The following is a 25894-nucleotide window of genomic DNA, read 5'->3' as shown; positions in this document are numbered from 1 at the left end:
TTAGTCTATTAATAAGAAATTACGTTGTGTTTTTTGTATCTTTAAATTCTCAAAGTATTTTTCTAAAAATCTATAGTACTAAATTATATATGACAAGAAATTGCATCCTAAAATGTTTGTTTATTATTGTTTTTGTGAATTGGCGATGTTATTCTATCAGTGATAAAGTTAATCCCCAAAAAAACTATTTTTTAGAAGTTAAAAAAATTAATTATTTTCTAGATAAGTGTGAAAATTTTTTATTTAAGCCTGAAAATTATAAAATTGATATTGATAGTGCTAAAATTAATCTAAGCAGAGCGCTTTCTATTAGTAAGAGTATAAATAATCAAAATCTTATTTATAAATGTATCTTTTATTATGGAGAAGTTTCATATGAAGAAAATAATTATCCAAAAGCAATAGAAAGAACATCAACAGCTGTTAAGTATTTCCGAAAAACTAAACAATTTAAGAAAGAGGCAGAATTATGGATAAATCTAGGCGAAAAATATTTTTGGAAATCTCCGAGGAATATAAAATCTCTAGAAGAATCTATAGTTTATTATAATAGAGCATTACAAATTTATAAACATTTAAGTCTTAGCGAAGATAGTGCTTATACAATTAAGCTAATTGCTGACTCCCATTTAAATCAAGGTAAGCTTGATTTGGCTGAAAAAGAATTATTACACGTTCTTTCCATTTATAATAAAATAAGGTATAAAAAACTTCATTTTACATACGATCTTTTAGCCAATTTATATCGATTGAAAGGTAATTTAGGTAAATATCTTTATTATTCTTTAGAATGTGTAAAAAGTATGGAATTAAATAAAGATTATCTTTATGCGCCTGCTTTTTATATACAGTTAGCAAAATCTTATAAAGAATTTGGAAAGCATAAAACTTGTATTGAATTATTAAAAAAAGCAATTAATATTCAAAGACCAAGAAAAGATATTGATAATAATATGTTATATTATTTAACTGATTTTTTATGCAAGGAATTAGTTGAAATTAAACAATATAAAGAAGCATTAACCCAAGCTCAAAACCTAATAAAAGATTATCCTCCTAAGGGAAAAATGGAAAATGCAGTAATTGCTGGAACAATGGCATTGTGCTACAGAAAAAGTAATGAACCTAAATTAGCAGAGGCTAATTATATCAAAATGATTGACTTGTATGAAAAAAATCCAGAACTGATGTCTTTTGCTAAATTGTCAAATGCATATTTTGAATTAGGGAAATTTTACGTAGAACAAAAAATATATAATAAGGCAAAAATTAATTTCATCAAATCTCAAGAATCCCCAAAAGGGATTATAGATCAGTTACAGATAAAAGAAACCAATCTTTATTTGTTCAAAATAGATTCTGCAACAGGTAACTATATTTCGGCAATAAAGCATTTTCAGAAATATAAATATTTAAATGATTCTATCTTTGATTTTAATAAAACCAAACAAATTGAAAAAATACAAATGTCCTACTCTTTTGAAAAGAAAAAAAAGGAACTATCAAATATGAAACTTTCAATGGAGTTAGAAAAAAAGAAAATAGTTGAAGCTAATAATAAAATCAACATTGGAATTGTTGTCTTAGTATTATTACTCACTACAACACTACTTTTTGCTACAATTTATAGACTTAAACAAAAAAACAATCAAATTTTAATAAGCCAGAAAAATGAAATTGATTTAAAAAATAGTACACTTCAAAAATTAGTAAATGAAAAGGAACACCTGATGCAGGAAATTCATCACAGGGTTAAAAATAATTTGCAAATTATTATGAGTCTTTTAAATTCACAATTATCATTATTAAAAAATGAAGATGCCTTTAACGCAATTCAAAATAGCCAACAAAGATTATATGCAATTTCACTTTTACATCAAAAATTGTACAGAACAGATGAAATTGTACAAATTCAAATGAAAAACTATATTAATGATTTGGCAACAAACTTTAAGGATACTTTAGATGTTTATAATCGTATTAACTTTGAAATGAAAGTAGATTCTATTGATCTTGACCAATCGCAAGCAGTATCAGTAGGACTTATTTTAAACGAGGTTATAACTAATTCAATCAAATACGCATTTCCTGATAATAAAATGGGTAGTATATTGGTTTTAATGAAACTGGAAAGTAATAATAAGATTTTATTAAAAATAAGTGATAATGGAATTGGCTTTCCAGAACATTTTAATTTTAAAGAATCTCCTTCTTTAGGTATGAATTTGATAAATGGTCTAACAGAGCAGCTAGATGGGAAATTAGAATTCTCAAATAAAAATGGTGCCAATGTTAAGATAACTTTTATTCAAAAACCAATCTTGGATGTAACTGCCGGATAAATTCTATTTCTTAATTTTAACGGAAATCAACAAAACGTCAATTGTTTCAAATAAAAGTTTGACTCATAAGATAAATTTTATTTCAAATTTACATCCTTAAATACATTGTAGCTGCGCCAAATAGAATATTTTTTCCTGCACTTACTTCCTGAAGATAATCTCCAGCTTTAAACCAGGTACCTTCTAATCTAAAAGCCAACCATTTTTTTACATCATAATCCAGAGTTGCTTCCCATTGACTACCAATATATTTTTCAGAAGCATTTTTACCAGAATAAATTAATTGGGTATTGGGCTGGTAAATACCATCATTTGTACTGTATCTCCAAAACATATCATAATCTACGGAGAATACAATATCCTCAGACAGATTTAAACTTATTGAAGGATGAATATCATATAAATTGGATGGTCCAATTAATGCGGCTAATCCAAAATAAGCTCCTTTGGGAAACAAAGGATTGAACGTTTGAATAGTAGTGTCGCCATAATTTTTATTACCCGATATTAATTCTGTTTTTAAGCCAAACATAGGTTTAAATTTTATGGCATTAAATTCATAGGTAGTATTTAAAGAGACTGTCCAAGCTTCTATTTTCGTATCTCCAATATCACCAAATTGATAAACAGCCTCAAAGTCATAATTCCAGGAATGATTTTTTCGCCATATTCTGGTTCCAATAGTATTGCGGTTTTCAAAACCACTTGCATCTTCGAATTTGGCATTGTTTTTTCTTAAATTAAAATAATAAGCATCTATATTTTCAAGTATTGGTATTTTTTTAATGGTTGTATATGATCCGGTGAATTTGGTATTATTATCAAACTTATCATCAAAAGTTCCGTAATGGTTTTTAACAGGAAAACTATAGAAAAGCTCTGATTTAAGAGTAGTATTTTCGAACATTATTCTTGTAGCATCAAAAGCTTGGCGGTTATTTGGGCCTTCTCGAACTGAAACCAATCTTTGGGAACCTAAAAGCATTTCTTGCCTACCAATTCTAAAGGTTATTTTACTTTTTTCTATAAAAATATTATAGTCGATAAAAAGCTGATGAAAATCCAATTCATTTTTCTCAACTGGACTTGGATCAATTCGGCCAACAGCTGTACTACTTTGAAGCTGTGTAAATAATCGGAATCGATTTTTATACTTAAAATCGGTATGAAGTAAGGCACGGTTTAATAAAAAACCATCTTTATCATCAGGAATATCTCCCCATTGTTCATTTTTCAAATATTGGTATTGTAATCTTAATTCTCCTCCGATTGAAAGTTTGAAAGCATTATGATTATCGAGTGATATGTTTTTTATTTTGTCAAAAAAGGTAGCGTTAGTATCCATTTTTTTTTCAAAGTAATCTTCATCATAACGAAGCATTTTAAAATCCAGCATTTGCTGAGAAAATAAAGAATTACTTATAAACAATATTAGAATAACCTTTTTCATTTGCTATTAATTTTAAAATACCTGTCCATTGAGTATAATCCTGGTCCTGAACAAAAAATGAATAAAAATCCTAAACTGTACATAAATGGAACATCGCTAACAAGTAGTGGGTCATTCCAATGTACAATAAAATATCCTGATAATATTACTGCCAATGTGGGAAGTGTAGCCCATCTGGTACACCATCCCAATATCACAAATAAAGGAAACACCAAATTGGCAGCAACAGCAAATGAATAATTGAAAATTTCAGGAAGATGCAATGGATTGGGCACTTTTTCAGCGATTTCAACTCCAATTCCAATTTTTTTTAGTCCATGAACAACAATTAGTTGTGTTGCGATTGTAATTCTAAAAAGCAACATTCCAAAATCAAATGATAATACTTTATCATTAAACTGTTTTATAAATTCAATTAGCTTCATTATTTAGATTTATTTGATTGATAACCGCCAAAATAATTAATAGGAGACCAGTCTGGAATTGCTTTTGGAAGCAGCTTTATCAATGATTTAAAAAAGCTGTCAGCATAAACAATTTCGCCATTTACTACTGTCAAAATAGAAGTAATGTCGAGTATCTTTTCATCAGCTATTTTGAAATAATCATCTGAAAGAATGGCAAAGTCAGCCAGATATCCTTTTTTAAGCATGCCTCTGTCTTTATCCAAATGAATCAGTTTAGCGCTTCCTTGAGTATACAGTTTTAAGGCTGTTTCTCTGTCTAGAATATTTTGTTCACCCTGATATTTTGTTCCTCCAATGGTTTTTCCTGTAGTAAGCCAATAAAGACCAATCCAGGGATTATAGGAACTCACCCGTGTAGCATCAGACCCCATTCCGATTGGGATTCCCATAGCTAACATTTGTTTAATTGGCGGAGTATTTTGTGCGGCTTTTTTACCATAGCGTTTAATAAAAGCTTCTCCCTGAAATGCCATTCTATGTTGAATTGCAATTCCTCCACCCAAGTTTTTAATTCTCTGTAAATTATCTATTGAAATAGTTTCGCAATGGTCAAAAAACCATGTCAAACCATTTAAAGGTGTTTCTTTGTTAACTTCTTCAATCACATTCAGGAAACGGGTTATGGTTTCATCGTAAGTAGCGTGAATTCTAAAAGGCCATTTGTTTTTTACCATAAGTGAAATGATGGCTTTCATCTGATCTTCCATTGCAGGAGATAAATCAGGTCTGGGCTTGTCAAAATTTTCAAAATCAGCTCCTGTTGCAACCAGACTTTCGCCACCTCCTTGAATATAATATTCGGTATGACTTTGGTCTTCATCATGATTACCAACTTCAACTTCGCTAATCCATTTGGTAAAATCTACAAGTTCATTTCCTGGTTTTTGTGGATACAAATAAAATGGTAATCTTACTGTAAGTTTATGTTGCTCCGCCAATTTGTTAGTAATTCCATAGTCATCCGGATAGTTTTGAAACCCACCTCCGGCATCCATTACAGCAGTAATTCCGAAGCGATTGTTCTCTGTTAAAAACTGTTGTGCAGAATTAATTTTTTCCTCTGCTGTCAGTTCTGGTAATTTTGCAACAGTCGAATATAATATAAAAGCACTAGGCTCTGCAACCAATAATCCAGTTGGATTCCCTTGTTCATCTTTTTGAATTAGACCTCCTTTTGGATTAGGTGTAGTACTATCAATTTTTAATTTCGCTAAACCTGCTTTATTCAGATAAGCGTGTCCATAAAGATGCAAAATGAATGTCGGCACATTTCCAGTCGCTTCATTGATTTCATCTAAAGTAGGCAATCTTTTTTCTTCAAATTGATAGGCATTCCATCCTCCAACGACGCGAACCCATTGTCCTTCAGGAGTTCTTTGAGCTTGCTCTTTAAGCATAGCCAAAGCTCTTTTTAAAGAACGAACACCATCCCAACGCAATTCGGTATTGAAAAATCTGCCACCTCGAATTACATGAGAATGACTGTCGAATAAACCTGGAATTAACGTTTTTCCATGAGCATCAATTACTTTGGTCGTGTTTGTTTTTAATTTGAGTATAGATTTGTTTTGGCCTAATTCCATAATTTTTCCATCAGTAATTGCTATTGCTTCAGCATTTGGATTTTGATCATCCAAAGTGTGAATAACAGCATTGTAAACAATTAAAGTAGGGGCAGTTTTTTTTTGAGCAAAACCATTACTATAAAAGAAAAAAGCACAAATAAAATATTTTAGAATTGTTTTCATTTTTTAGAATTTAAAAAAAAGTGGGCTTTTACACCCACTTTCTGTAATTAGTGTTTTACCATTTCTCTAGCATATTGAACACCTAAACCATAAGAGCCACCATATTTTACGGCTAAATCTGTTACTGCTTTATAGGTTTCTCCACGTGCCCAGTCTCTTTGTAATTCAAGTAAGTATTGTAAAGAAGTCATCGGTTTAGCACCAGCTTGAATCATTCTAGCAATTGCTTGGTTATGCGCCTCAGGTGAAACATCTCCACAGGCATCAGTAATAAAATAAACATCATATCCTTCAGTAAGTGCTGATAGGGTTGGACCTACAATACATACGCTTGTCCAAAGTCCTGCAAAAACAATTTTTTTGGTTCCTTTACCAGTAATGGCTTTGTACGCTTTTGCATCTTCCCAAGTATTCATGGTTGTTCTATCAATATATTCAGCTTGGTTAGGATATGCCTCCAATACTTCAGGGAATACTGGACCACTAAACGATTTTTCAGCAACAGTTGTAACTACAGTTGGAACTTTAAAAATTTTGGAAGCACCAGCAATCAAACCAGTGTTGTTTCTTAAATCGATTGCATCAATACTTTTTGTAGCAAATGCCATTTGTCCCTCAAAATCAACCAATACCAAGGTATGATTTGTTGGACTTAATAAATTTGGACTTGGTTTTTGAGCAAATCCTGCTAAGGTTGATAAACCTACTGCTACTGTTAAAATAACTTTTTTCATAATTGTTTAATTTTAATGGTTAATGATTATTGTTTAATAAATTGAATTTCAGAGTTTAATTTAATTTCTTCTCCAACAAGAACTCCTCCAGTTTCTAGAGTAGAATTCCAGGTTAAGCCAAATTCCTTTCTGTCAATTTTTCCAGTTATTGAAAGTCCAATTTTTGTATTTCCCCATGGGTCTTCCATTAATCCACTGTATTCTGTTTCTAGAGCAATGCTTTTAGTTACATTCTTGATAGTCAGGTCTCCATTAATCTGGAACAATCCATCGTTAATTTTTGTAATCTTTGTTGATGTAAATGAAATTTTCGGAAAAGTATCAACATCAAAAAAATCATTACTTCTGAGATGATTGTCTCTGTCAGCATTGTTGGTATCCACTGAACTAACATCAGCCGAAAAATTAATTTTTGAGATTTCAAAATTGTCATCTTCATTTTCGATTGAAGCTTTGAAATCATTGAATTTTCCTGATACATTTGTGAACATCATGTGCTTTACTTTAAAGCCAATCTCTGAATGTGTGGGGTCGATTGCCCAAGTTGATTTTGTCATTTTTTGTCATTTTTAATTTGATTATTATATATTTATTGCATTATTTTTTTACTTGTAATCACAATAAGGAAGGCTGTAACAGCAAACAATACCATTTGAAGTAATGCTGCATGCCAGCCTCCCAATTCCCAACAATGAATTCCAACAAAAGCGCCTAATGCTCCTCCAATAAAATAAGAGGTCATATAAACAGTATTGATTCTGCTATTAGCAGTTGCATCTAAAGTGTAAATCACAGCAATGTTTGTTACTTGAGTAGCTTGAACTCCAATATCAATAAGGATAACTGCGACCCAAAGCGCTGTCAGTGAGTAAGGAAATAGGACTAGTGTGAGAAGGCCAATGATGATTGCTCCAATACTAAATAGCAATGCTTTTTTTGGATTATTATATTTGTCAAAAAGCTTTCCGATAATTGGAACTAACAATGCACTGCCAATGGCCAAAAGACCAAACAAACCAATGATATCCGATTGATAATTGAAAGGTTTTCCACTAAGATGAAAAGTCAAAGTAACCCAAAAAGAACTAAACGTACCAAATGTCAATGCTCCAATAAATGAGGTTCTTCTCAGTGTTGCAAAACGTTTGAATTGATTGGTTACTGATTTTAGCAATTGGCTATACGTCCCAACAAATTGGTCTTTTGTACCAGGAAAATCGGTTTGCATGCTTATGGCAGAAAGTAAAACCAAAGCTGCAGAAAATAGATATACATAACGCCATCCCAAAAATTCAGCTATGTAACCACTTACCACTCTTGCGGCTAAAACTCCAACTAGAATTCCAGTAAAAATTATTCCTACTACTTTACCTTTATTTTCGGATGTTAGGCTCGCTGCCATTGGTAAAATTACTTGAGCAGTAACAGCAAAAAGACCTATGGCTAAACTGGCTATATATAAAACTAAAACTGATGAAGTAGTGGCTATGGCTGCCAATGAAATTAGCAGCCCTATTTGAAGCCATAATATCAACTTTTTTCGGTCTATTTTGTCTCCCAATGGAGTTATAAAAAACAATCCAAAACCATAACCAGCTTGAGAAAGCACCGATAAATACCCTGCTTCATTTATGCTGATGTGCAAAGAATTAGCAATTTCATTTAAAATAGGCTGACTGTAATAGATGTTAGCCACACATATACCTGCTGTGGCTGACATGATTAAAATTTGAAAGGGAGACAATGTTGTAGAACCAGTCATGATACGAAATTTTAAAGAATTATTTTTTGATAAAACTCAATAATTCAGCATTGAATTTTGAAGTTTCTTCGATGAATAAGGCGTGCCCACTTTTTTCAAGAAGAACTAATGTTGAGTTCTTAATCATTGAATGCATCTGTTCGGCTAAATCATAGGAACAGATTTTATCTAACTTACCATGAAGGATTAATGTTGGGATTTTAATCTTTTTTAAATCATCTCTTAAATCGGTATCTCTAAGTGTTTTTAAACCTTCAGCCATAGCATATGGAGAAGCTTGTGCCTGAATTGTTCCTAACCATGCTCCAAGTCCAGGAGATACACTAGATGAATTTGCAGGGAATATTTGCCCGAAATTTTCGAATAATTGAGGTCTGTTTGTGTAGTTCAAATTAATCAATCCATCGACATCCTCCTTAGTCCAATTGCCATAGTTAAAGTCGGCTCTTTTTGTCCAAATTGGCGCTGCTGCTCCGAATAATGCCAATTTTGAGATATGGGCAGCATTGTATTTTGCTGCATAGTGAATTACAGTAGCACCGCCCATTGAAAACCCACCTAAAATGGCATTTTCAATTTTTAATTTGTCAAGTATTACTTTAATATCATCTGCAAAGACATCATAGTTGTACTTTCCTCCAGGTTTATCAGATAGTCCGAATCCACGTAAAGAAATTCCAATTACACGATAGCCATTTTGAATAAAATAGGAATACTGGTATTCGTACATGGCATCACTCAACGGCCATCCATGGATTAATATGATTGGCTGACCAGTTCCTAAATCAGTTACATGAAGGCGTACATTTTTTTCAACTTCAATGTATTCTTCTCTTCCTAAAGAAGCAGGAACTCTTTTTGCTTGTGAAAAGACTTCAGTATTCGCAAAAAGGAGCGTAAATAAGCTGATTGTAAAAAGTAAGTTTTTCATTTTTATATTTTTAAGTTAATTAATTGAATGCTAAAGAGTAGACAAACAATATGTCTTTCATGACAATTCATTAATAATCAACTACTTAAAAATATATTTGTATTTTATGCTTTACGTTATTTCGTAATTTTATTAATTATGTAAATAAAATAAGATTAATTTGCTTTTATTGAGGTAACCCTATCATGCCATATTTAACTGTATTTTTTTGTAGGCAGATAATAATGGGGCTGTAATATCGATGAATAATTTTTTTATTTAGATATTAAAAAAATCTTTAAAGGAATACTAAAGGTCATTGCCTACTCAAAGCTATTATTCTTCAAGCGGTTTATTTCAAATTAAGATTGGCATTGAGTTATAGGGATGTTAAAGGAATAATGAAAATGCGTAGAGTAGAAGTTGACCTTGCAACAATTCAGTACTCTTACTAATGAAAAAAATGATAACATACAGTTAGATCGTTTTCTGCCTTTAAAACCTACAAACATGATAGTGGTTTGAATCCAGTCAAGTTAACTTTATAAATTTTCAAACCATTTAGTTTTTATAAATAAATAGAGGTATGTATGTGTTAAATAGTCTGAAAAGTTATAAAAAAAGCTCAATTCGAAGCGAATTGAGCTTTTTTATTTAGTGACCGTGGCGGGACACAAACCCATTGTAAACTACTTTAAGTAATCAAAAAAATGTTTAGCTTAAATTTCTATTCATCATTGAACGTTTGTAAAAATCAAATAGTTACTTCTCTCTTTTTGATATGATTTCGATGTGAGATTCCCCAATTAATCATTTCGGTAATTATAGGGCCGAAAGATTTGCAGTAATCAGTAGATTCATAAAGGATTGTGACTTTTGCATCATGATCTTCAGTTCTTTTAACAAGGTTGTTGAGTTCCATATCTTTTAATTCTTTCGAAAGCATTTTTGAAGTGATGCCAGGAATACTCTCTTTAATATCTTTAAAACGATTGTTTCCATTACAGATTGAATTTATGATGGGTAATTTCCATTTTCCACCCAAAACATATATCGTATCCTGAAGTGCGCGAACTTCTTCTTTTTGATTTCTTTCCATGACTAATTATTAAACAGATAATAAAGATACTAAAGGCAAGCAAAATATAAAAGAAGAATTCGGAGTCTATCCTAATTCTGGTATACTCCATGATACCTCCAAAAAAGCAATATGTTTTTGAATCTAACTTTGTACCATTAATTTTAAAACAAATAAAATGGACAATTTAAAAAATAAAATAGCGGTTATAACTGGGGGTAATAGTGGTATAGGCTATGCAACAGCAAAGCAATTAAAAGAGCAGGGGGCTACAGTTATTATTACAGGAAGAAGAAAAGAAGCAATTGAGAAAGCTGCTTTAGAATTGAATGTAAATGCAATAGTCGCAGATCAATCGAGTATTTCGGATATCGAAAATTTAGCATCTCAAATAAAGGAAAATTTTGATCCTATTGATATTCTGTTTATAAATGCTGGAATTGCTGGTTTGGGAACAATTGAACAAGCCACAGAAGATTTATTTGACAGTATTATGAATGTAAATTTTAAAGGAGCTTACTTTACCTTAAGTCGCTTTATTCCGATTTTGAAAGATGGAGCATCAGTTGTGTTTCTTTCTTCAAATACTGCGAGTATGCCTGGTCCGGGATCATCAATTTATTCTTCCAGTAAGACAGCTTTAAATTCGGTAATGAAATCTGCAGCTTTAGAATTAGCACCAAGAAAAATAAGAGTTAATTCTGTTAGCCCCGGACCAACGGAAACCGAAGTAATGAATAAAGTGGGTTTAGACGAGGCAACTGTAAAATCAATTATGGATGTTGTAGTTAATAAAGTTCCTTTAAAACAAATGGGTGCTTCTGCAGATGTTGCTAAAATGGTAAGCTATTTAAGCAGTGAAGCTGCTGTTTTTATTACAGGAGCTGATATTATTATGGATGGAGGAATGGTATTAAGTTAATTATGAATTATGAATTGTAAATTATGGATAATGACCTATGTTTTTTGGTTATGATGAGTTGTTGATTACAATTATAGGCTAAAAGGTGACTTGAAAAGTGAGATGCAGTTGTGGAAATTCACACTTGCTTCTCACTTTTTCTTTTCCTACTTCCACAATTAATATTTAACAATAACACTCCCTATTTGGGCTATTTTTGATTTTAAATAAAGTAAGTATAGCAATATAGAATATGTCTATAGATAAATCATATGATAGACCATATATCAAAATATACTTTTTAGTATATTTGTACTCTAATTATTGAAGCAATGCTGACAAAAGCCGAAAGAACAAAACAATTCATACTAGAAACTGCAGCTCCTATTTATAATCAAAAAGGGATAGCTGGAGCAAATATTGATGATGTTCTAGAAGCATCAAAATTAACTAAAGGCTGTCTCTATGGACATTTTGAGAGTAAAGAAGATTTATCTGTTCAAGTAGTTAATTATATGCTTGACTATAACAGTTCCAAATTGGTAACTGCTATCAATAAGGAAAAATCTGCCAGATCAAAGGTTTTTGCATTTTTAGATTTTTATAAAGATCCTTTAAATACTCATATAAAAGGAGGATGTCCTATGTTTAATATGGCTGTGGAATCTGATGATACTTTTCCAATTATTAAAGAAAGAGTTGCAGACGTTCTAAAAAATGGACAAGCATTATTTGTTGGGATTCTTGAAAAAGGGATTGAGGATGGAGAATTTTCTAACAAACTGCAAACAGATGTATATGCTTTTAAAGCAGTTGCTGCCGTTGAAGGAGCTTTGGTTTTATGCAAAACAATGAATACTGCTAAGCCAATGCAGAGTTTGATTAAAAGCTTAAAAGAAGAATTAGAACAATTTAGGGTCTAATTTTTTTGACATAAAATATACTTTTTAGTCTATTTTATAAAATAATTTATTTTAATACATTACATAATCGGATAATAAAATATACTAAAAAGTCTAAAAAATAACAATTTAAACAAACAATAAAATGAAAACAACAGGAAATACCATATTCATCTCAGGCGGAAGTGCAGGAATAGGTTTAGCATTTGCTAAAAAGTTAAGTGCAGCCGGCAATACCATTATCATTAACGGACGCAGTGAAGAACGTCTGCAAAAAGCATTGAAAGAGTTAGACAATGCATCTGCTATTCAAGGAGACTTATCGATTGTGGCAGATCGTATTCGAATTGCAAAAGAATTAACAGAGCAATATCCAGAAACCAATATTGTCATCAATAATGCGGGCGCAGCTTTTATGAATGATTTAAGCGATGACGTGAACAATGCGGCCGAAAAAGCATTTCAGGAAATGAATACCAATTATTTAAGTGTGATAGATTTTACACGATTGGTATTACCTAATTTATTACAACAGAAAGAGGCTGCTATTATAAATGTTTCTTCAATAGCTGTGTTTAGAGGAAATAAATACTTACCCACTTATGCTGCCAGTAAAGCAGCTTTACACAGTTATACACAAGGGCTGAGAGATACGTTTGAAGAAAATTCAAATCTAAATATTTTTGAAATTTATCCTCCTTTGGTGAACACAGAATTTTCTGCTGAGATTGGCGGCGCAAACGGTATTCCTCCTTCAGAAGTAGCCGATGAATTACTTTTAGGATTAGGACAAAACCAATTTGATATTTTGGTGGGTGAATCGAAAACATTTTCTGATAAATTATAAAACTGCCTTTTTAAATCCTATTTCTTTTTATCAGAATCTGAATCTAATTAAAAATAAAACATATCATTATGACAGTAAAAAACAAAACAATATTAATTACCGGAGGAGGCTCTGGTATAGGCCTTGAAGCCGCAAAACAATTCCTTGAACAAGGGGCAAAAGTAATTATTACGGGAAGAAATCAGGATAAGTTAAATGAAGCTAAAAAAAAATACCCAAGTCTTACCGTAATAAAAAGCGATGCAGGTAATCCAGAAGATGCAATTACCCTTTTTAATCAAGTTAAAGCATTAGGAGGAATTGATATTTTATACCATAATGCAGGTGTATTAAGTCCGCTGTTGAATTTAGGCATTCCTGATGACAGACATGCTGAAAGTGCGGCTTATGAAATGGAAGTTAATTATCTTGGCGTAATCCGTTTAAACAACATTTTTATGGAAATGCTTCAGCAACAAGAAGAAAGTGCTATTATCAATACTACTTCACTTCTTCGTTATGTACCTTCGATTGTAGAACCAACTTATTCTGCGTCTAAAGCTGCTTTGGGTTTTTATACAGAATCACTTCGCAAACATTTACAGATTTTGAACAGCCGTGTAAAAGTTTTTGAATTACTGCCACCTGTTGTTGCCACAGAAATGACAGCAGACAGAACAGGTAAAAAACTAAGCACACAAGAGTTTGTGAAACAGTTTATTACTGCTCTTAAAAAAGACCAGTACACCATTAGAATTGGCGATACAAAAGCCCTGTATTTATTAAATAGATTTTTTCCTAAAATAGCTTATGGCTTAGTTAATTCTAAAGAAAGCTATAAATCATTACAATAGTTAAATAACAGTTGTTTCAAAACTTTAAAACAAATTATATGAAAGCATTTATTCTAAATAGCTATAAACCTAAGAACGGCATGAAACTGATTGATGCTTCTGAGCCGCAGCTTCAGGAAAATGATATATTGGTAAAAATATATGCCGCAGGAGTTAATCTCTTAGATTCAAAAATTAAAAGCGGGGAATTTAAACCATTTCTGCCTTATAAAATGCCTCTTATTTTAGGGCATGATGCAGCTGGAGTTGTTATAAAAACAGGGGCTAAGGTGACGAAATTTAAAATTGGTGATGAAGTCTATTCACGTCCGGCTGATTATAAAATTGGAACTTTTGCAGAGTTTATTGCCATTGATGAAAATGATGTAGCATTAAAGCCTAAAAATATTTCGATGGAAGAAGCCGCTTCAATTCCGCTAGTAGGATTAACAGCCTGGCAGGCACTGGTTGAAAAAGCTGATTTAAAAAAGGGACAGAAAGTGTTTATTCAGGCGGGATCAGGCGGTGTTGGTACATTTGCAATTCAGCTTGCAAAACATTTAGGCGCTACAGTAGCAACAACCACCAGTACAACTAATGCTGAGTTAGTAAAAAGTCTGGGAGCAGATATTGTTATTGATTATAGAACAGAAGATTTTGAAACGATTCTTAAAGATTATGATGTTGTTTTACACAGTCAGGATTCAAAAACATTAGAGAAATCACTTCGAATATTAAAACAAGGCGGAAAACTAATATCAATTTCTGGTCCTCCAGATTTGGATTTTGCAAAAGAAATAAAATTGAATGCAGTAATGAAATTGGTTATGTTTATTTTAAGTTATACAACTAAGATAAAAGCAAAAAGGCTAAATGTAAATTATTCATTTCTTTTTATGAAAGCAAGCGGGCCACAGCTTAGCAAAATTACAACGCTTATTAATTCTGGAATTATACGCCCAGTTGTAGATAAAATTTTTCCGTTTGAGGCTACCAATGAGGCCCTTGCTTATGTTGAAAGCGGACGTGCTAAAGGAAAAGTTGTTATAAAGCTAATTAGTAAATAAAACCTATGGCGATTTTGTGAAGGAAATTCAGAGTCAATCCTATAAAGAATAATAATTCGGCTGAGATATCTTTTTATAACTTTGAAAACAGAAATTTTTGTTCATTTTTACATAACAAATTAAAACCGCAAGTATCGGATTTTATGAGACTCAAAAACTCTCGAACTTTGTATCTTAAAATTTGACCAAATGAACATACAGGAAGACATTAATTATCATCGTATTGCAGACGCAATACATTATATCCAAACCAATTTTAAAGACCAACCCAATTTAGACGAGGTTGCAAAAAAAGTTAATCTGAGTCCTTTTCATTTTCAGAGGCTTTTTACCGAATGGGCGGGAACAAGTCCAAAGAAGTTTTTGCAATATACCAGTATTGAATACGCAAAAAAAATACTAAAAGAAAACCAAGCTACATTATTTGAAACAGCCCTGGAAACAGGGCTTTCGGGAACCAGCAGACTACACGACTTGTTTATAAATATTGAAGGTATGACGCCAGCCGAATACAAAAATGGCGGTAAAAATCTTTCTATAAATTATAGTTTTACAGAGAGTCCATTTGGAAATATTTTAGTTGCTTCTACTTCAAAAGGTATTTGTCACATCGCTTTTGCTGAAGATGAAAATAAAGCATTTTCAATAGTACAAAATCAATTTCCTAATGCCAGTTTCACACAGCATTTAGACCTTATTCAACAAAATGCTTTATATATTTTTAACCACGACTGGAAAAAACTCAATCAAATAAAACTTCATTTAAAAGGAACTGATTTTCAATTGAAAGTATGGGAAACTTTACTGAAAATTCCGATGGGACAATTATCAACCTATGGAACTATTGCAAAACAAATCGAAAACCCAAATGCTTCAAGAGCTGTTGGTAGTGCAATTGGTGATAATCCGGTTGCTTTTCTTATTCCTTGTCATCGTGTCATTCAATCAACAGGAAAACTAGGTGGTTATATGTGGGGAACAACCCGTAAAACGGCAATTATTGGCTGGGAAGCTTCAAAAATAAATATTGAGCAAGAAACGGATTTTATAAAATAGCAAACAGTTGCAGTTTTGTATCATAAATTAAAATAAAAATGATGACAAAACTGAAAAACAAAACAGCCTTAATTACAGGTGGAACAAGCGGAATAGGTAAGGCCACAGCAATTGATTTTATAGAAAACGGAGCCTCAGTAATTATTACCGGCCGATTTCAAAATACTATAGACGAAACTATCAATGAACTTGGAGAAAAAGCCAAAGGTATCGTTTCTGATGCTGGTAAAATGGCAGATCTTTTACAATTAGGAGACAAAGTAAAAATGATTTCCCCACAGATAGACATTTTATACGTAAATGCAGGTTTTGGAAAGTACGCTCCAATTGAACAAATAGACGAAAACCATTTTGACGAGCAATTTAATGTTATTGTAAAAGGAACATTATTTACAGTTCAGCAAATTTTACCATTAATGAAAGAAGGCGGTGTTATTATTTTAAATACTTCGATTGTTACAGAAGTTGGTATGCCTAATTCCTCTGTTTATTCGGCAGCAAAATCTGCAGTACAATCTTTTGTTAAAACGTTTGCCTCAGAATTAGCCTCTAAAAAAATCAGAATAAATGCCGTTAGTCCTGGCCCAATTTCTACTAATTATTTTGAACGTTCTAATTTAACGACAGAACAAATAGAAGGTCTTGCCGGAGCAGTACTTCCACAAGTTCCGCTTGCCCGATTTGGACAGCCATCCGAAGTGGCAAAAGCGATTACATTTCTTGCATCAGAAGATGCATCTTTTATGCACGGAACTGAAATATTTGTTGATGGCGGATTTCCAAAAATTAAATAATGGAAGAGCTAAAAAATAAAATATCAACTATCGACTGGCAAGTTATAACAGAAGACATGAATGATAAAGGATTTGCCATTGTTTCTGATTTATTGTCTAAAGAGCAATGCAATGCGTTAATTTACAATTATATGGATACAAATGCTTACAGAAAAACGGTGGTTATGGAACGCTATCGTTTTGGTTTAGGCGAATACAAGTATTTCAATTATCCTTTGCCAAACCTAATTCAGACCATTAGAGAAAATGTGTATCCAAAACTCGCCCCAATTGCAAATAGCTGGATGAAAGTATTGCATATTGACACCAGATTTCCTGATACTTTTCAGGAATTGCAAAATCTTTGCCACGACAATAATCAGTTAAAAGCTACTGTTTTGATTTTAAAATATGGTAAAGGAGGACACAACACTTTACATCAGGATTTATATGGAGACATTTTTTTTCCTTTGCAAATCGTTTTATTTTTGAATGAACCCGATGAAGATTTTACAGGCGGTGAATTTGTTTTGACTCAACAGACACCAAGGGCACAATCAAAAGCCATCGTTTTAAAACCAAAGAAAGGCGATATGCTTATTTTTACAACTAATTTCCGGCCTATACAAGGAACTAAAGGATATTATCGAGTAAATATGAAACACGGTGTAAGCGAATTGCATAGTGGTGAAAGACATACATTAGGCATTATCTTTCATGATGCTTTAAATTAAAATGATACAGCATTCTGAAATAACTGATAGCGATTTACGAAATGGAATCAGGAAAAATATAATTTGCTTTGGCGGCAACCAAAAGCTTAAAATTTATGGAACTTTGCAATGTAAATCCGGAAAACGAATGAAAAAAGAAAATCGTGTTTTCTTCATTTCAGAAAACGAAGCTATCGAAAGCGGTTTTCGTCCTTGTGGGCATTGTATGAAAGAGAACTATCAAAAATGGAAAAATGAATTTATTTAGTGACCAAATTGACCACACAGAAAATTTATTACCAAATGATGGTACAGTGAATTATTATGGTAAACTATTTTCTCATACTGAAGCTAATCATTATTTAGATTGTCTGCTTAACACAATCGAATGGAAAAATGATGAAGCTGTTATCTTTGGAAAACATATTATTACAAAACGAAAAGTAGCCTGGTATGGCGACAATAAATTTGATTATACCTATTCTAACACCACGAAACAAGCGTTACCTTGGACAAAAGAATTATTGGAATTGAAAAGTGCAATTGAAAAACAAACAGGAGAACACTTTAACTCCTGTTTGCTCAATTTGTATCACAATGGTAATGAAGGAATGGCTTGGCATAGTGATGCGGAAAAAGACCTAAAAAAGAATGGAGCAATTGCATCATTAAGTTTTGGAGCCGAACGAAAATTTGTATTTAAACATAAACAAACCAAAGAAACTATTTCATTGATTCTTGAACACGGCAGTTTATTGATTATGAAGGACACAACTCAAACCAATTGGCTTCACAGGCTGCCACCAACAAAATTAATTACAAAACCAAGAGTGAATTTAACTTTCAGGACGATTGTTTTGTGATTAGGACTTCTATTAAATTATTAAAAACACAGGATTTAAACAAGAAGGATACTTTATTGAAAATATATTCTTTGAAGTAAAGTGGGGAAGTGAATTTCAGTATGCCATGTAGAAACGAGAATGGATAATGTAAAACAATAGTATTTATACGAAAAACAAAACGCTAACATAATGTTTATTCTATTGCTTCTTTTTTCGAAATAAAAACATTATAAAAATCAACTACATTTACGTTCGAAAGAAAATACTCTATTATTATTTCAGTAATGAAGATAAACACCTGTGACGTTAGGTGTTGTTTTATAAAAGCCCAAACTAATTGATAAAATTGATGACCAAAAGTTATAGACAAGGTGCGATTGGAGCATTGCTAGACGAATATGAAAGAGCAATAATTGACTTGCAAGAGACAATTTTCGATATTTCAGACAATGAACTTATTGCAATTATAGATAATGAAACAACGGATTCTAATTGCCAATCCGTTCAGACAGTTTTAGCACACGTTGTTAACTCTGTATTTGCTTACGCCCTTGATATTCGACAATTTTTAGGAGAAAAAGTAGATTATCCAGACGATTTACTTCGTTTGACAATAAACGATTTTAATAAGGACTTGAACAATTGTTTTACTTTCACGATAGAGACTTTTAAAAATATTCAAGACAATCAGCTAGAGGAATTTGACAATGCAAAAAAAATAATTACTCCGTGGGGACAAGTTTATGATATTGAACAAATAACAGAACACGCCATTGTTCATATATTGCGACATAGACGACAAATTGAAAAATTCAAGATTATAATTCGTGGAGAAAAATAGAAATTATCCTATTTTTTTGCTATTGTATGCCCTCGTGAGAATTAATAAAGAACTACTCATACTTATTCATAAACCTTTAAAATAGTAATTATTGGTTGTGAGTTTCACCACCTAATAATAAATTGCCCTAAATCAATTCAGACCGTATTTTCAGCAAGACTTTTTGTAGCTTCGCATTTTATTAGTTTTGTAGGTCTTTTATTTAAAAAGATGCAGAGTTGATCAGAATAAAATAATACGATGTTATGCTGCATTTAATAGGAATCATTATTTCCTTTTTTCTTTCTATCATACTTTTTACGAAAAAAGGAAAATCACAAGCCGATGTAATTTTGGCAGTTTGGTTGTTCTTTATTGGATTTCATCTCTATGTATTTTACATTTATAGTAGCGGCCAGTATATTAAATTCCCTTATTTTCTTGGCTTTGAAATTCCTTTACCTCTAATTCATGGACCTTTTTTATATTTATACACCAAGTCTTTAACAAGTCAAAGTACTAAAAAAGCACTTTGGATAATTCATTTTTTGCCACTTATCATTGCAATTGGACTTTTATACCGATTCTTTCTACTGTCATTTGACAAAAAAATTGAAGTTTATATACATGCAGGTGCAGGTTTTGAGGGTTTTATGAAATGGATGTATCTGGCTACCTTATTATCAGGTGTGCTATATGTTATTTTATCATTGACTTTGCTGAAAAAATATTCTGCCTACATTTCAAACCAATTTTCTGATCTGGAAAGAATAAATTTAAACTGGTTACGATATTTAATACTAGGAATCGGCCTAATCTGGATCTCAGTTTTTTTTGCTAATGATATTTCTACCTTTACTTTACTCGATCTTTTTATCTTATTTATTGGGTATTTTGGAATTAAACAAATTGGAGTTTTTACAAATAGTAACCTTACGAATCAGCCGATTATCGAAACGGTAAATGAAGAGATTATTCCAACTATTACAGAAAAAATTAAGTATCAAAGTTCTAATGCCGATGAAACTTTACTATTAAAAATTCATCAGGATTTAAAAATTTTAATGCAAAACGAAAAATTGTATAAAGATCCAGAACTAACCTTAGATGAATTGGCGCAAAAATTAAATGTTAATCCGAATATTTTGTCACAGGTAATTAACTCTATAGAGAATAAAAACTTTTTCGATTATATCAATGAACAACGAATAGCCGAATTTATAAAAATTTCAGTCTTAAAAGAGAACCAAAATTTCACTATACTTTCTCTGGCTTTCGAAGTTGGTTTTAATTCTAAAACCTCATTCAATAGAAATTTTAAAAAAATCACAGGACAAACTCCTACAATGTATTTAAAAGAACAAAAATACAGTTAGAATAAGTACCAACTTACCCTTTGGGGCGATGAGACACGATGTTTAGGTCATTTTTGCAGTAATATTAAAACTCAAAAAATGTATCAAAACAAATTACTTCCGATGCTCTTGCTCTTCACAATTTTTTTCTTTTCCTGTGAAAACGAAATGAAAATTGATGAACCCGGGAACTTAGTTCCAAAAACAGCCGATCAAAATTCCAGTCTTCCTTCGATTGTAATTAATGGCGCAAAACTACATGCCGAAACTTTTGGAAATCCAAACGATCCCATCATTTTCATTTTGCACGGTGGCCCTGCAGCAGATTATCGCTATTTGCTCAATTGCAAAGAATTTGCAGACAATGGCTATTTTGTGGTCTTTTATGATCAGCGAGGAACAGGTTTATCGCAACGTTTTCCGGGTTCGTATTACACAGGCATACAAACCTCTTTTGATGATCTAAACAGTGTAATTGCACATTATAGAAAATCACCAACACAGAAAATTTTCTTATTAGGACATTCCTGGGGTGCAATGCTCGCCGGAGCATATATCAATCAATATCCTACTGCCATAAATGGTGCTGTACTTGCAGAACCAGGCGGCTTAAAATGGAATGATATTGAAGGTTATGTAAAGCGTTCTCAAAAGATGAATATTACCAGCGAAGCATTGAATAATGCTATTTATATGGATCAATTCCTGACAGGGAATGAGGATGAACATATCATTTTAGACTATAAGTTTAAGTTGCTTGCCTCAACTGGTGACGAGAATGCGATTGTTGGCAATGAGGGAACACTCCCTTTCTGGCGTCCGGGTTTTGTATTACAGGATGCCTACTTTAACATTATTAAAAAAGAGAATTCCGATTGGACCACCAATTTAAAGCAATTTAAAACAAAAATCTTATTTATTTATAGCGAGCGAAACAAAGCTTATGGTTTAGCCCACGCACAAAATGTATCGTCTGCTTTTATAAATGTTCAGTTGTTTGAAACAAAAGGAGCTGGTCATGATATGCTTTCTTTTCCAACAGGCTGGAACAATACGAAGCCAGCAATTCTTACCTATTTCAACGCTTTAAAATAAGTTCTTCAAATAAAACATTCAAAATGAAAAATAAAATTATCATCAATATAACGGTATTGTTGTTCTCATTATACAATTATTGCAATGCTCAAAGTATAAACTGGGCTGGATTAAAACAAGAACACCGACATTTAGTAAACCTGCAATTAGGTGTTGACTATGGTGTAATTTATGGATTTGGTTATGGTTATCGTGTCAAATCAAAATTACCAGTCGTATTAAATGCTGAGTTTTCGGTACCATCAGGAAATAAACTTTTAGATGATTTTAAAACTAAAATCGGAGCTCATGTAAAGGTATTTGAAATAAAAAAAATGGCTGTTAGTTTAAATGTTAACGGCATTTTCAGACGTTATGAGAACACTTTAGTAAGCCTTTCAAATTTCGGAGGTAATGCAAATGTTGTTATTGGTTATTATAGCCCAAAATGGTATCTAAACGGAGAGTTTGGTTTTGACAAAGCTATAGTTACCCATTTTCAACATAGCGATATTTATAAAAATAACTTTCCAGAAGTCAAAGATGGCTGGTATGAAACCACTGGAGGAAATGTACAATTAGGGATGCAGGTTGGTTATTCATTTAATATAAGCGATATTTATTTAAAAGGAGGGAAGACAATAGCTCAAGATTTTAAAACATCCCCCACCATACCGATTTATATACAATTAGGTTATAACTTTAAATTTATGTAAACAAAATCTGGTCGCTGAATCACCATATTCAGCGACCAGATATAATTTCAATTCATAAAATTAACTACAATTCACTAAGCATTTATGTGTAGAATTTTCAAATATATTTATTTCAAATTGCTCATTGTGTTGCACTTTTTTAAAATTAAATTTGATGAAGAGGAGCAATATCAATGAAAATACGCATCGATTGAATCTGATTCTTTTCATTCATTTCAATTACAGTAACCGCAGGAATACCAATAGTTGTAGCATCCAATCGGGTATAATTCACTACTGTTTCTACAGCAAAAGCATCATCTTGCCCAAATACAGAAACAAAAGAATGGCTATATCCTTCAATAGTAGTCCAAAAATGTTTGAACATTGTAATGATGTTTTCTCTTCCTTGAACAGCGGGACGATTACCAAATATCACTTCGCTATTTTCAGCATACAAATTGTGGTTCGTGTTGGCATCTAATGAATCGATAATGGTGTAAGCTTCTTTCAACCAGTTAAAACGTTCTTCGCTTAATTGGTTTTTTGTTAAATTATCTGTTGTCATTTTTTTAGTATTTAAAAGTTAAACTATTATTTTGTTGCTTTAAAAAAGTAATACATTGGTAAAGAAACCGATGTTGTTTTCGTTATGCTTCATCGGTCCGTAATATTCTATATTGGCGCCTGCTCCAAAAGCGATTTCTTTGTAACTCAAACCCGCTCTGGCTCTGATATAACTTCTGCCGTGGTCTTCAATTTCGGTCATGTAAGAATACAAACCCTGCACGCGATAATACAAACCCCAGTTTTCGTTTAATTTCGGTTTAAACTCAATTAATGCAATACCTTCAATATTTGGATTTTTTTGTAAATCAATTCTAGGCGCAGTAATGATTGTCCATTTTTTATTTACAAACGAATAAATCAATCCAGCTGAAGGACGCAGACCTGTAACAACGGTGTGATGAAATCCTCCATACAAACGAAATCCTTTAACCAAATCCAAAGTCAAGTTGGCTTGTACCATTAAATCGTCAGTTTTTTTCTCATTCCAATCGGAGTTCATATCAACTACGCTGAAAAATCCAAGTTGTGGCAGACTTTCTATTTTTTTATCAATTATCATCTGAAAAGATACACCACGGCTTCCAACCATAGCTTCAACATTGACGGGAGGATTGTGAAATACTTTTTGGTTTTCTTGTCCATACGAATGGAAAGTTATTATACATAGCAGTAAGACAAAAGGAATTCGAAAAATAGTATTCATTATTTAAGTTGTTTTATATTTTTATTTTTAGCACAAGAAATCACTATGACCGTCTTTAAACAGCCAATAGGTAAGTGATAAAAATGTGTGTGTTTTTTAAATTTTAACTAATTGAAAGAAGTTCTAAATTCTAAAGGAGAAAGTTTCGTTTTGGTCTTAAAAAATTTATTGAATGATTGTGAATGTTCAAAACCTAATTCATAAGCAATCTCACCGACAGATAAATTAGTAGTGGAGAGTTTCTCTTTGGCTTTTTCTACAATTTTGTTTTGAATGTGCTGTTGTGTACTTTGACCGGTAAGTAATTTCAATAAACCACCCATATAACTAGGCGAAATATTCAGACTTTCAGCAATAAATTTTACTGTAGGCAAACCTTTATTCGACAAATCATCATTAAAATAGACATCAAGCAAATCTTCGATGCGTTCTAATATTTTGTGGTTGGCTATTTTTCGGGTGATGAATTGCCTTTGATAAAATCGTTCAGAATAATTCAACAAGGTTTCCAATTGCGAAATGATAATGTTCTGACTAAAAGTATCAATATTAGAATGATATTCGTGTTGGATATTTTGGATAATATTTACCGCCATCTCTTCTTCTTTTTCTGAAAGAAATAAAGCTTCGTGCATTGCATAATTAAAGAACTCGTACTTTTTGATGGTTTTAGCCAAAGGTGTGTTCCAAAGAAAATCAGGATGTATCAATAAAATCCAACCTGCGTGATCAGTCGTATTTCTAATTTCTTTCTCGATTTTAAACACCTGATTTGGCGCCATAAAAAACATCAAACCTTCATCAAAATCGAAAGATTCTTGTCCGTAAACGATCTTCACACCCAAATCACGTTTGATAGTAATGGAATAATAATCCATAATCACTGCCTGATCGGAATCCAAGAGCGAGTGTTTGATTTGTCTGTAATCAACAACACTAATCAAAGGATGTTCAGGCTTTGGTAATGCCCAAAGTTTATGAAACTCTGTGATTGTTTTTAATCGGATTGGTGGTTTATTTTCCATTTTTCAACTCTTTATTTCTATTACAAAAGTACGGATAAACAGCAGTTTGCATTTAGCCAAATCAACTTTTATTGTAGTTATATTTAACTAAAAACCTTAGTATAGTTTGCCGACGTTTTTAATTATGAATTTTGATACGCCAGTGCAAAGTCTTTAGCAAAATCTTCAATTTTTACTTTTCCAAACGTAATTTCTGCTTTATGTTTTATAAGATCTTCGTATAAAATTCCGCTATTTTTAGCTTCATTCAGTTTTGCAAAACCATTTGCCGCTTGCGGACTCATTCCGAAATCTTTATAAGACTCTTCCAAAGTTTCATGCGGTACCGTAATCCATTGAATTTCTTCACCTATTGCTTTTCCTAAAACATCAATTAGTTTATCGCTTGTTACTTCATCACTAATAATGTATGTCACTTTTCTTCCCTTAGCAGAAGTGGTTAGTTCCTCAGCAGCGACATCAGCAATATCTAGTGGAGAAGCCCAAGGTTCTGGTTCATCAGTTTTATAACTGGTAATGATTGCTTTCATACCTTTAATTGTAGAAATAAATGCCATTATATTGGAGTAAAACGACATAGGGCGTAAAGTGGTAATTGCCACATCCCCTGGTAATTTTTTCAAAGCCTGCTCAGCATAATAATGAAAAGCTAACATGCCATTTCCAGTACTGGAATGTCCGCCAATACTGCTTAAATGAACAATTTTTTTTAAACCTGAATTTAAAATTGCCTGTACATATTTTTTGCAAATTTTTTCATAGTGTCTCAACAGATCTACCGAAGGATCAAAGAAATTTACGGTAGGTTGCATAAGATAGGCTACATCTGCTCCTGTGAAAGTTTCAGTTAAAAAGCCAATATCTTCAATACTCCCGATAGCAGCTTTTGCACCTAAGGTTTCTATTTCTTTTTGCTTGTTTTTGTTACTGCTGACAATTGTAATTTGATGTCCTTCAGCTATTAATTTTACTGCTAGCGGTTTGCTGATTGGTCCTAGTGAACCTGTAATAATTATTTTCATTTCTATTGTTTTTTTATGTAACAAAGGTTTGTATTTCTTTAAAAATCAATGTAGTTAAATCGACTTTTGTTGTAGCTGAATTTGAGAATTCCTTTTCAGGATTAGCAAGTAGTTATCAATTCACTAAAACTAATAGTGTTATTTATGTTCCTTTTTTTGGGCTACAACAAAAGTCGATTCAGATACAAATTCTCTTTATGTTTCTCTGAAATTTGTCCAATTA

At 32.1% G+C, this 25894-nt stretch carries 27 protein-coding genes; 15 read left to right on the top strand and 12 right to left on the bottom strand.

The genetic code is table 11. The features are described from left to right. The first annotated feature begins 116 nt into the window (after positions 1-116). Positions 117-2342: a histidine kinase dimerization/phosphoacceptor domain -containing protein gene (locus CLU82_RS19640; RefSeq protein WP_198520246.1), complete on the top strand. Its 2226-nt coding sequence runs from the start codon at positions 117-119 to the stop codon at positions 2340-2342. Between the two features lie 88 nt (positions 2343-2430). Here the strand turns inward: CLU82_RS19640 and CLU82_RS19635 are convergent, their stop codons facing one another. The 8 genes from CLU82_RS19635 to CLU82_RS19600 form a co-directional block, all read right to left on the bottom strand. After that, positions 2431-3792: an alginate export family protein gene (locus CLU82_RS19635; RefSeq protein ID WP_100844698.1), complete on the bottom strand. Its 1362-nt coding sequence runs from the start codon at positions 3790-3792 to the stop codon at positions 2431-2433. Continuing rightward, entirely contained in the window at positions 3789-4217 is a 429-nt protein-coding gene (locus CLU82_RS19630; RefSeq protein WP_100844697.1) for a DoxX family protein, read from the bottom strand. Before CLU82_RS19630 ends, CLU82_RS19635 begins: the two co-directional genes overlap by 4 nt. Beyond that, entirely contained in the window at positions 4217-6007 is a 1791-nt protein-coding gene (locus CLU82_RS19625; RefSeq protein ID WP_100844696.1) for an amidohydrolase, read from the bottom strand. The genes CLU82_RS19630 and CLU82_RS19625 overlap by 1 nt, the downstream gene beginning before the upstream one ends. Positions 6008-6054: 47 nt before the next feature. Next, positions 6055-6741, bottom strand: a complete 687-nt coding sequence (locus CLU82_RS19620; RefSeq protein ID WP_100844695.1) for a hydrolase — start codon at positions 6739-6741, stop codon at positions 6055-6057. A gap of 26 nt (positions 6742-6767) precedes the next feature. Further along, positions 6768-7298: a YceI family protein gene (locus tag CLU82_RS19615; RefSeq protein WP_100844694.1), complete on the bottom strand. Its 531-nt coding sequence runs from the start codon at positions 7296-7298 to the stop codon at positions 6768-6770. Between the two features lie 32 nt (positions 7299-7330). Then, on the bottom strand, positions 7331-8503 hold the full coding sequence (locus CLU82_RS19610) for an MFS transporter (protein ID WP_100844693.1): 1173 nt from the start codon (positions 8501-8503) through the stop codon (positions 7331-7333). Positions 8504-8522: 19 nt separating this feature from the next. Continuing rightward, positions 8523-9434 carry an alpha/beta fold hydrolase gene (locus CLU82_RS19605; protein WP_100844692.1) on the bottom strand — a complete coding sequence of 304 codons (912 nt, stop codon included), beginning with the start codon at positions 9432-9434 and terminating at the stop codon, positions 8523-8525. Between the two features lie 733 nt (positions 9435-10167). Further along, a complete protein-coding gene (locus CLU82_RS19600; RefSeq protein WP_100844691.1) occupies positions 10168-10512 on the bottom strand; it encodes a helix-turn-helix domain-containing protein in 345 nt (114 codons plus the stop codon). Between the two features lie 157 nt (positions 10513-10669). Here CLU82_RS19600 and CLU82_RS19595 point away from each other — a divergent pair, with 157 nt between their 5' ends. The 14 genes from CLU82_RS19595 (at position 10670) to CLU82_RS19525 (ending at position 22372) form a co-directional block, all read left to right on the top strand. Next, positions 10670-11413, top strand: coding sequence for an SDR family oxidoreductase (locus CLU82_RS19595; protein ID WP_100844690.1), 744 nt, complete (start codon positions 10670-10672; stop codon positions 11411-11413). 311 nt (positions 11414-11724) lie between these two features. Beyond that, on the top strand, positions 11725-12315 hold the full coding sequence (locus CLU82_RS19590) for a TetR/AcrR family transcriptional regulator (protein WP_100844689.1): 591 nt from the start codon (positions 11725-11727) through the stop codon (positions 12313-12315). A gap of 124 nt (positions 12316-12439) precedes the next feature. Beyond that, positions 12440-13141: an SDR family oxidoreductase gene (locus CLU82_RS19585; RefSeq protein ID WP_100844688.1), complete on the top strand. Its 702-nt coding sequence runs from the start codon at positions 12440-12442 to the stop codon at positions 13139-13141. A gap of 68 nt (positions 13142-13209) precedes the next feature. Further along, positions 13210-13974, top strand: coding sequence for an SDR family oxidoreductase (locus CLU82_RS19580; protein ID WP_100844687.1), 765 nt, complete (start codon positions 13210-13212; stop codon positions 13972-13974). A 38-nt stretch (positions 13975-14012) separates the two neighbouring features. Further along, positions 14013-15020 (top strand): NADP-dependent oxidoreductase, encoded by a 1008-nt coding sequence (locus tag CLU82_RS19575; RefSeq protein WP_100844686.1) that lies wholly within the window; start codon positions 14013-14015, stop codon positions 15018-15020. 189 nt (positions 15021-15209) lie between these two features. Further along, a complete protein-coding gene (locus tag CLU82_RS19570; RefSeq protein ID WP_100844685.1) occupies positions 15210-16076 on the top strand; it encodes a methylated-DNA--[protein]-cysteine S-methyltransferase in 867 nt (288 codons plus the stop codon). Positions 16077-16117: 41 nt separating this feature from the next. Next, positions 16118-16870, top strand: coding sequence for an SDR family oxidoreductase (locus tag CLU82_RS19565; RefSeq protein WP_100844684.1), 753 nt, complete (start codon positions 16118-16120; stop codon positions 16868-16870). Then, a complete protein-coding gene (locus CLU82_RS19560; protein WP_100844683.1) occupies positions 16870-17583 on the top strand; it encodes a 2OG-Fe(II) oxygenase in 714 nt (237 codons plus the stop codon). The genes CLU82_RS19565 and CLU82_RS19560 overlap by 1 nt, the downstream gene beginning before the upstream one ends. Before the next feature lies 1 nt (position 17584). Beyond that, entirely contained in the window at positions 17585-17830 is a 246-nt protein-coding gene (locus CLU82_RS19555) for an Ada metal-binding domain-containing protein (protein WP_100844682.1), read from the top strand. Then, complete coding sequence (locus tag CLU82_RS19550) at positions 17817-18425, top strand: alpha-ketoglutarate-dependent dioxygenase AlkB (protein ID WP_100844681.1); 609 nt, start codon at positions 17817-17819, stop codon at positions 18423-18425. Before CLU82_RS19555 ends, CLU82_RS19550 begins: the two co-directional genes overlap by 14 nt. 331 nt (positions 18426-18756) lie before the next feature. Further along, positions 18757-19248 (top strand): damage-inducible protein DinB, encoded by a 492-nt coding sequence (locus CLU82_RS19540; protein ID WP_100844680.1) that lies wholly within the window; start codon positions 18757-18759, stop codon positions 19246-19248. A gap of 245 nt (positions 19249-19493) precedes the next feature. Further along, on the top strand, positions 19494-20603 hold the full coding sequence (locus CLU82_RS19535; protein ID WP_100844679.1) for an AraC family transcriptional regulator: 1110 nt from the start codon (positions 19494-19496) through the stop codon (positions 20601-20603). Between the two features lie 78 nt (positions 20604-20681). Beyond that, positions 20682-21677, top strand: a complete 996-nt coding sequence (locus CLU82_RS19530; protein WP_100844678.1) for an alpha/beta fold hydrolase — start codon at positions 20682-20684, stop codon at positions 21675-21677. Between the two features lie 23 nt (positions 21678-21700). Continuing rightward, positions 21701-22372 carry a hypothetical protein gene (locus CLU82_RS19525; protein WP_100844677.1) on the top strand — a complete coding sequence of 224 codons (672 nt, stop codon included), beginning with the start codon at positions 21701-21703 and terminating at the stop codon, positions 22370-22372. Positions 22373-22517: 145 nt separating this feature from the next. Here CLU82_RS19525 and CLU82_RS19520 read toward each other — a convergent pair whose 3' ends face one another. The 4 genes from CLU82_RS19520 to CLU82_RS19505 form a co-directional block, all read right to left on the bottom strand. Next, a complete protein-coding gene (locus tag CLU82_RS19520) occupies positions 22518-22919 on the bottom strand; it encodes a nuclear transport factor 2 family protein (RefSeq protein WP_100844676.1) in 402 nt (133 codons plus the stop codon). Positions 22920-22958: 39 nt separating this feature from the next. Beyond that, complete coding sequence (locus tag CLU82_RS20895) at positions 22959-23624, bottom strand: hypothetical protein (protein WP_198520245.1); 666 nt, start codon at positions 23622-23624, stop codon at positions 22959-22961. Positions 23625-23731: 107 nt separating this feature from the next. Then, positions 23732-24649: an AraC family transcriptional regulator gene (locus CLU82_RS19510; RefSeq protein ID WP_100844675.1), complete on the bottom strand. Its 918-nt coding sequence runs from the start codon at positions 24647-24649 to the stop codon at positions 23732-23734. Positions 24650-24771: 122 nt separating this feature from the next. Further along, positions 24772-25671: an NAD(P)H-binding protein gene (locus CLU82_RS19505; RefSeq protein WP_100845089.1), complete on the bottom strand. Its 900-nt coding sequence runs from the start codon at positions 25669-25671 to the stop codon at positions 24772-24774. Positions 25672-25894 lie beyond the last annotated feature (223 nt).

This window comes from Flavobacterium sp. 5, from assembly GCF_002813295.1.
GTDB lineage: Bacteria > Bacteroidota > Bacteroidia > Flavobacteriales > Flavobacteriaceae > Flavobacterium.
The sequence above is the reverse complement of the archived record's forward strand: the minus strand, read 5'-3'. Positions and strand labels throughout refer to the sequence as shown.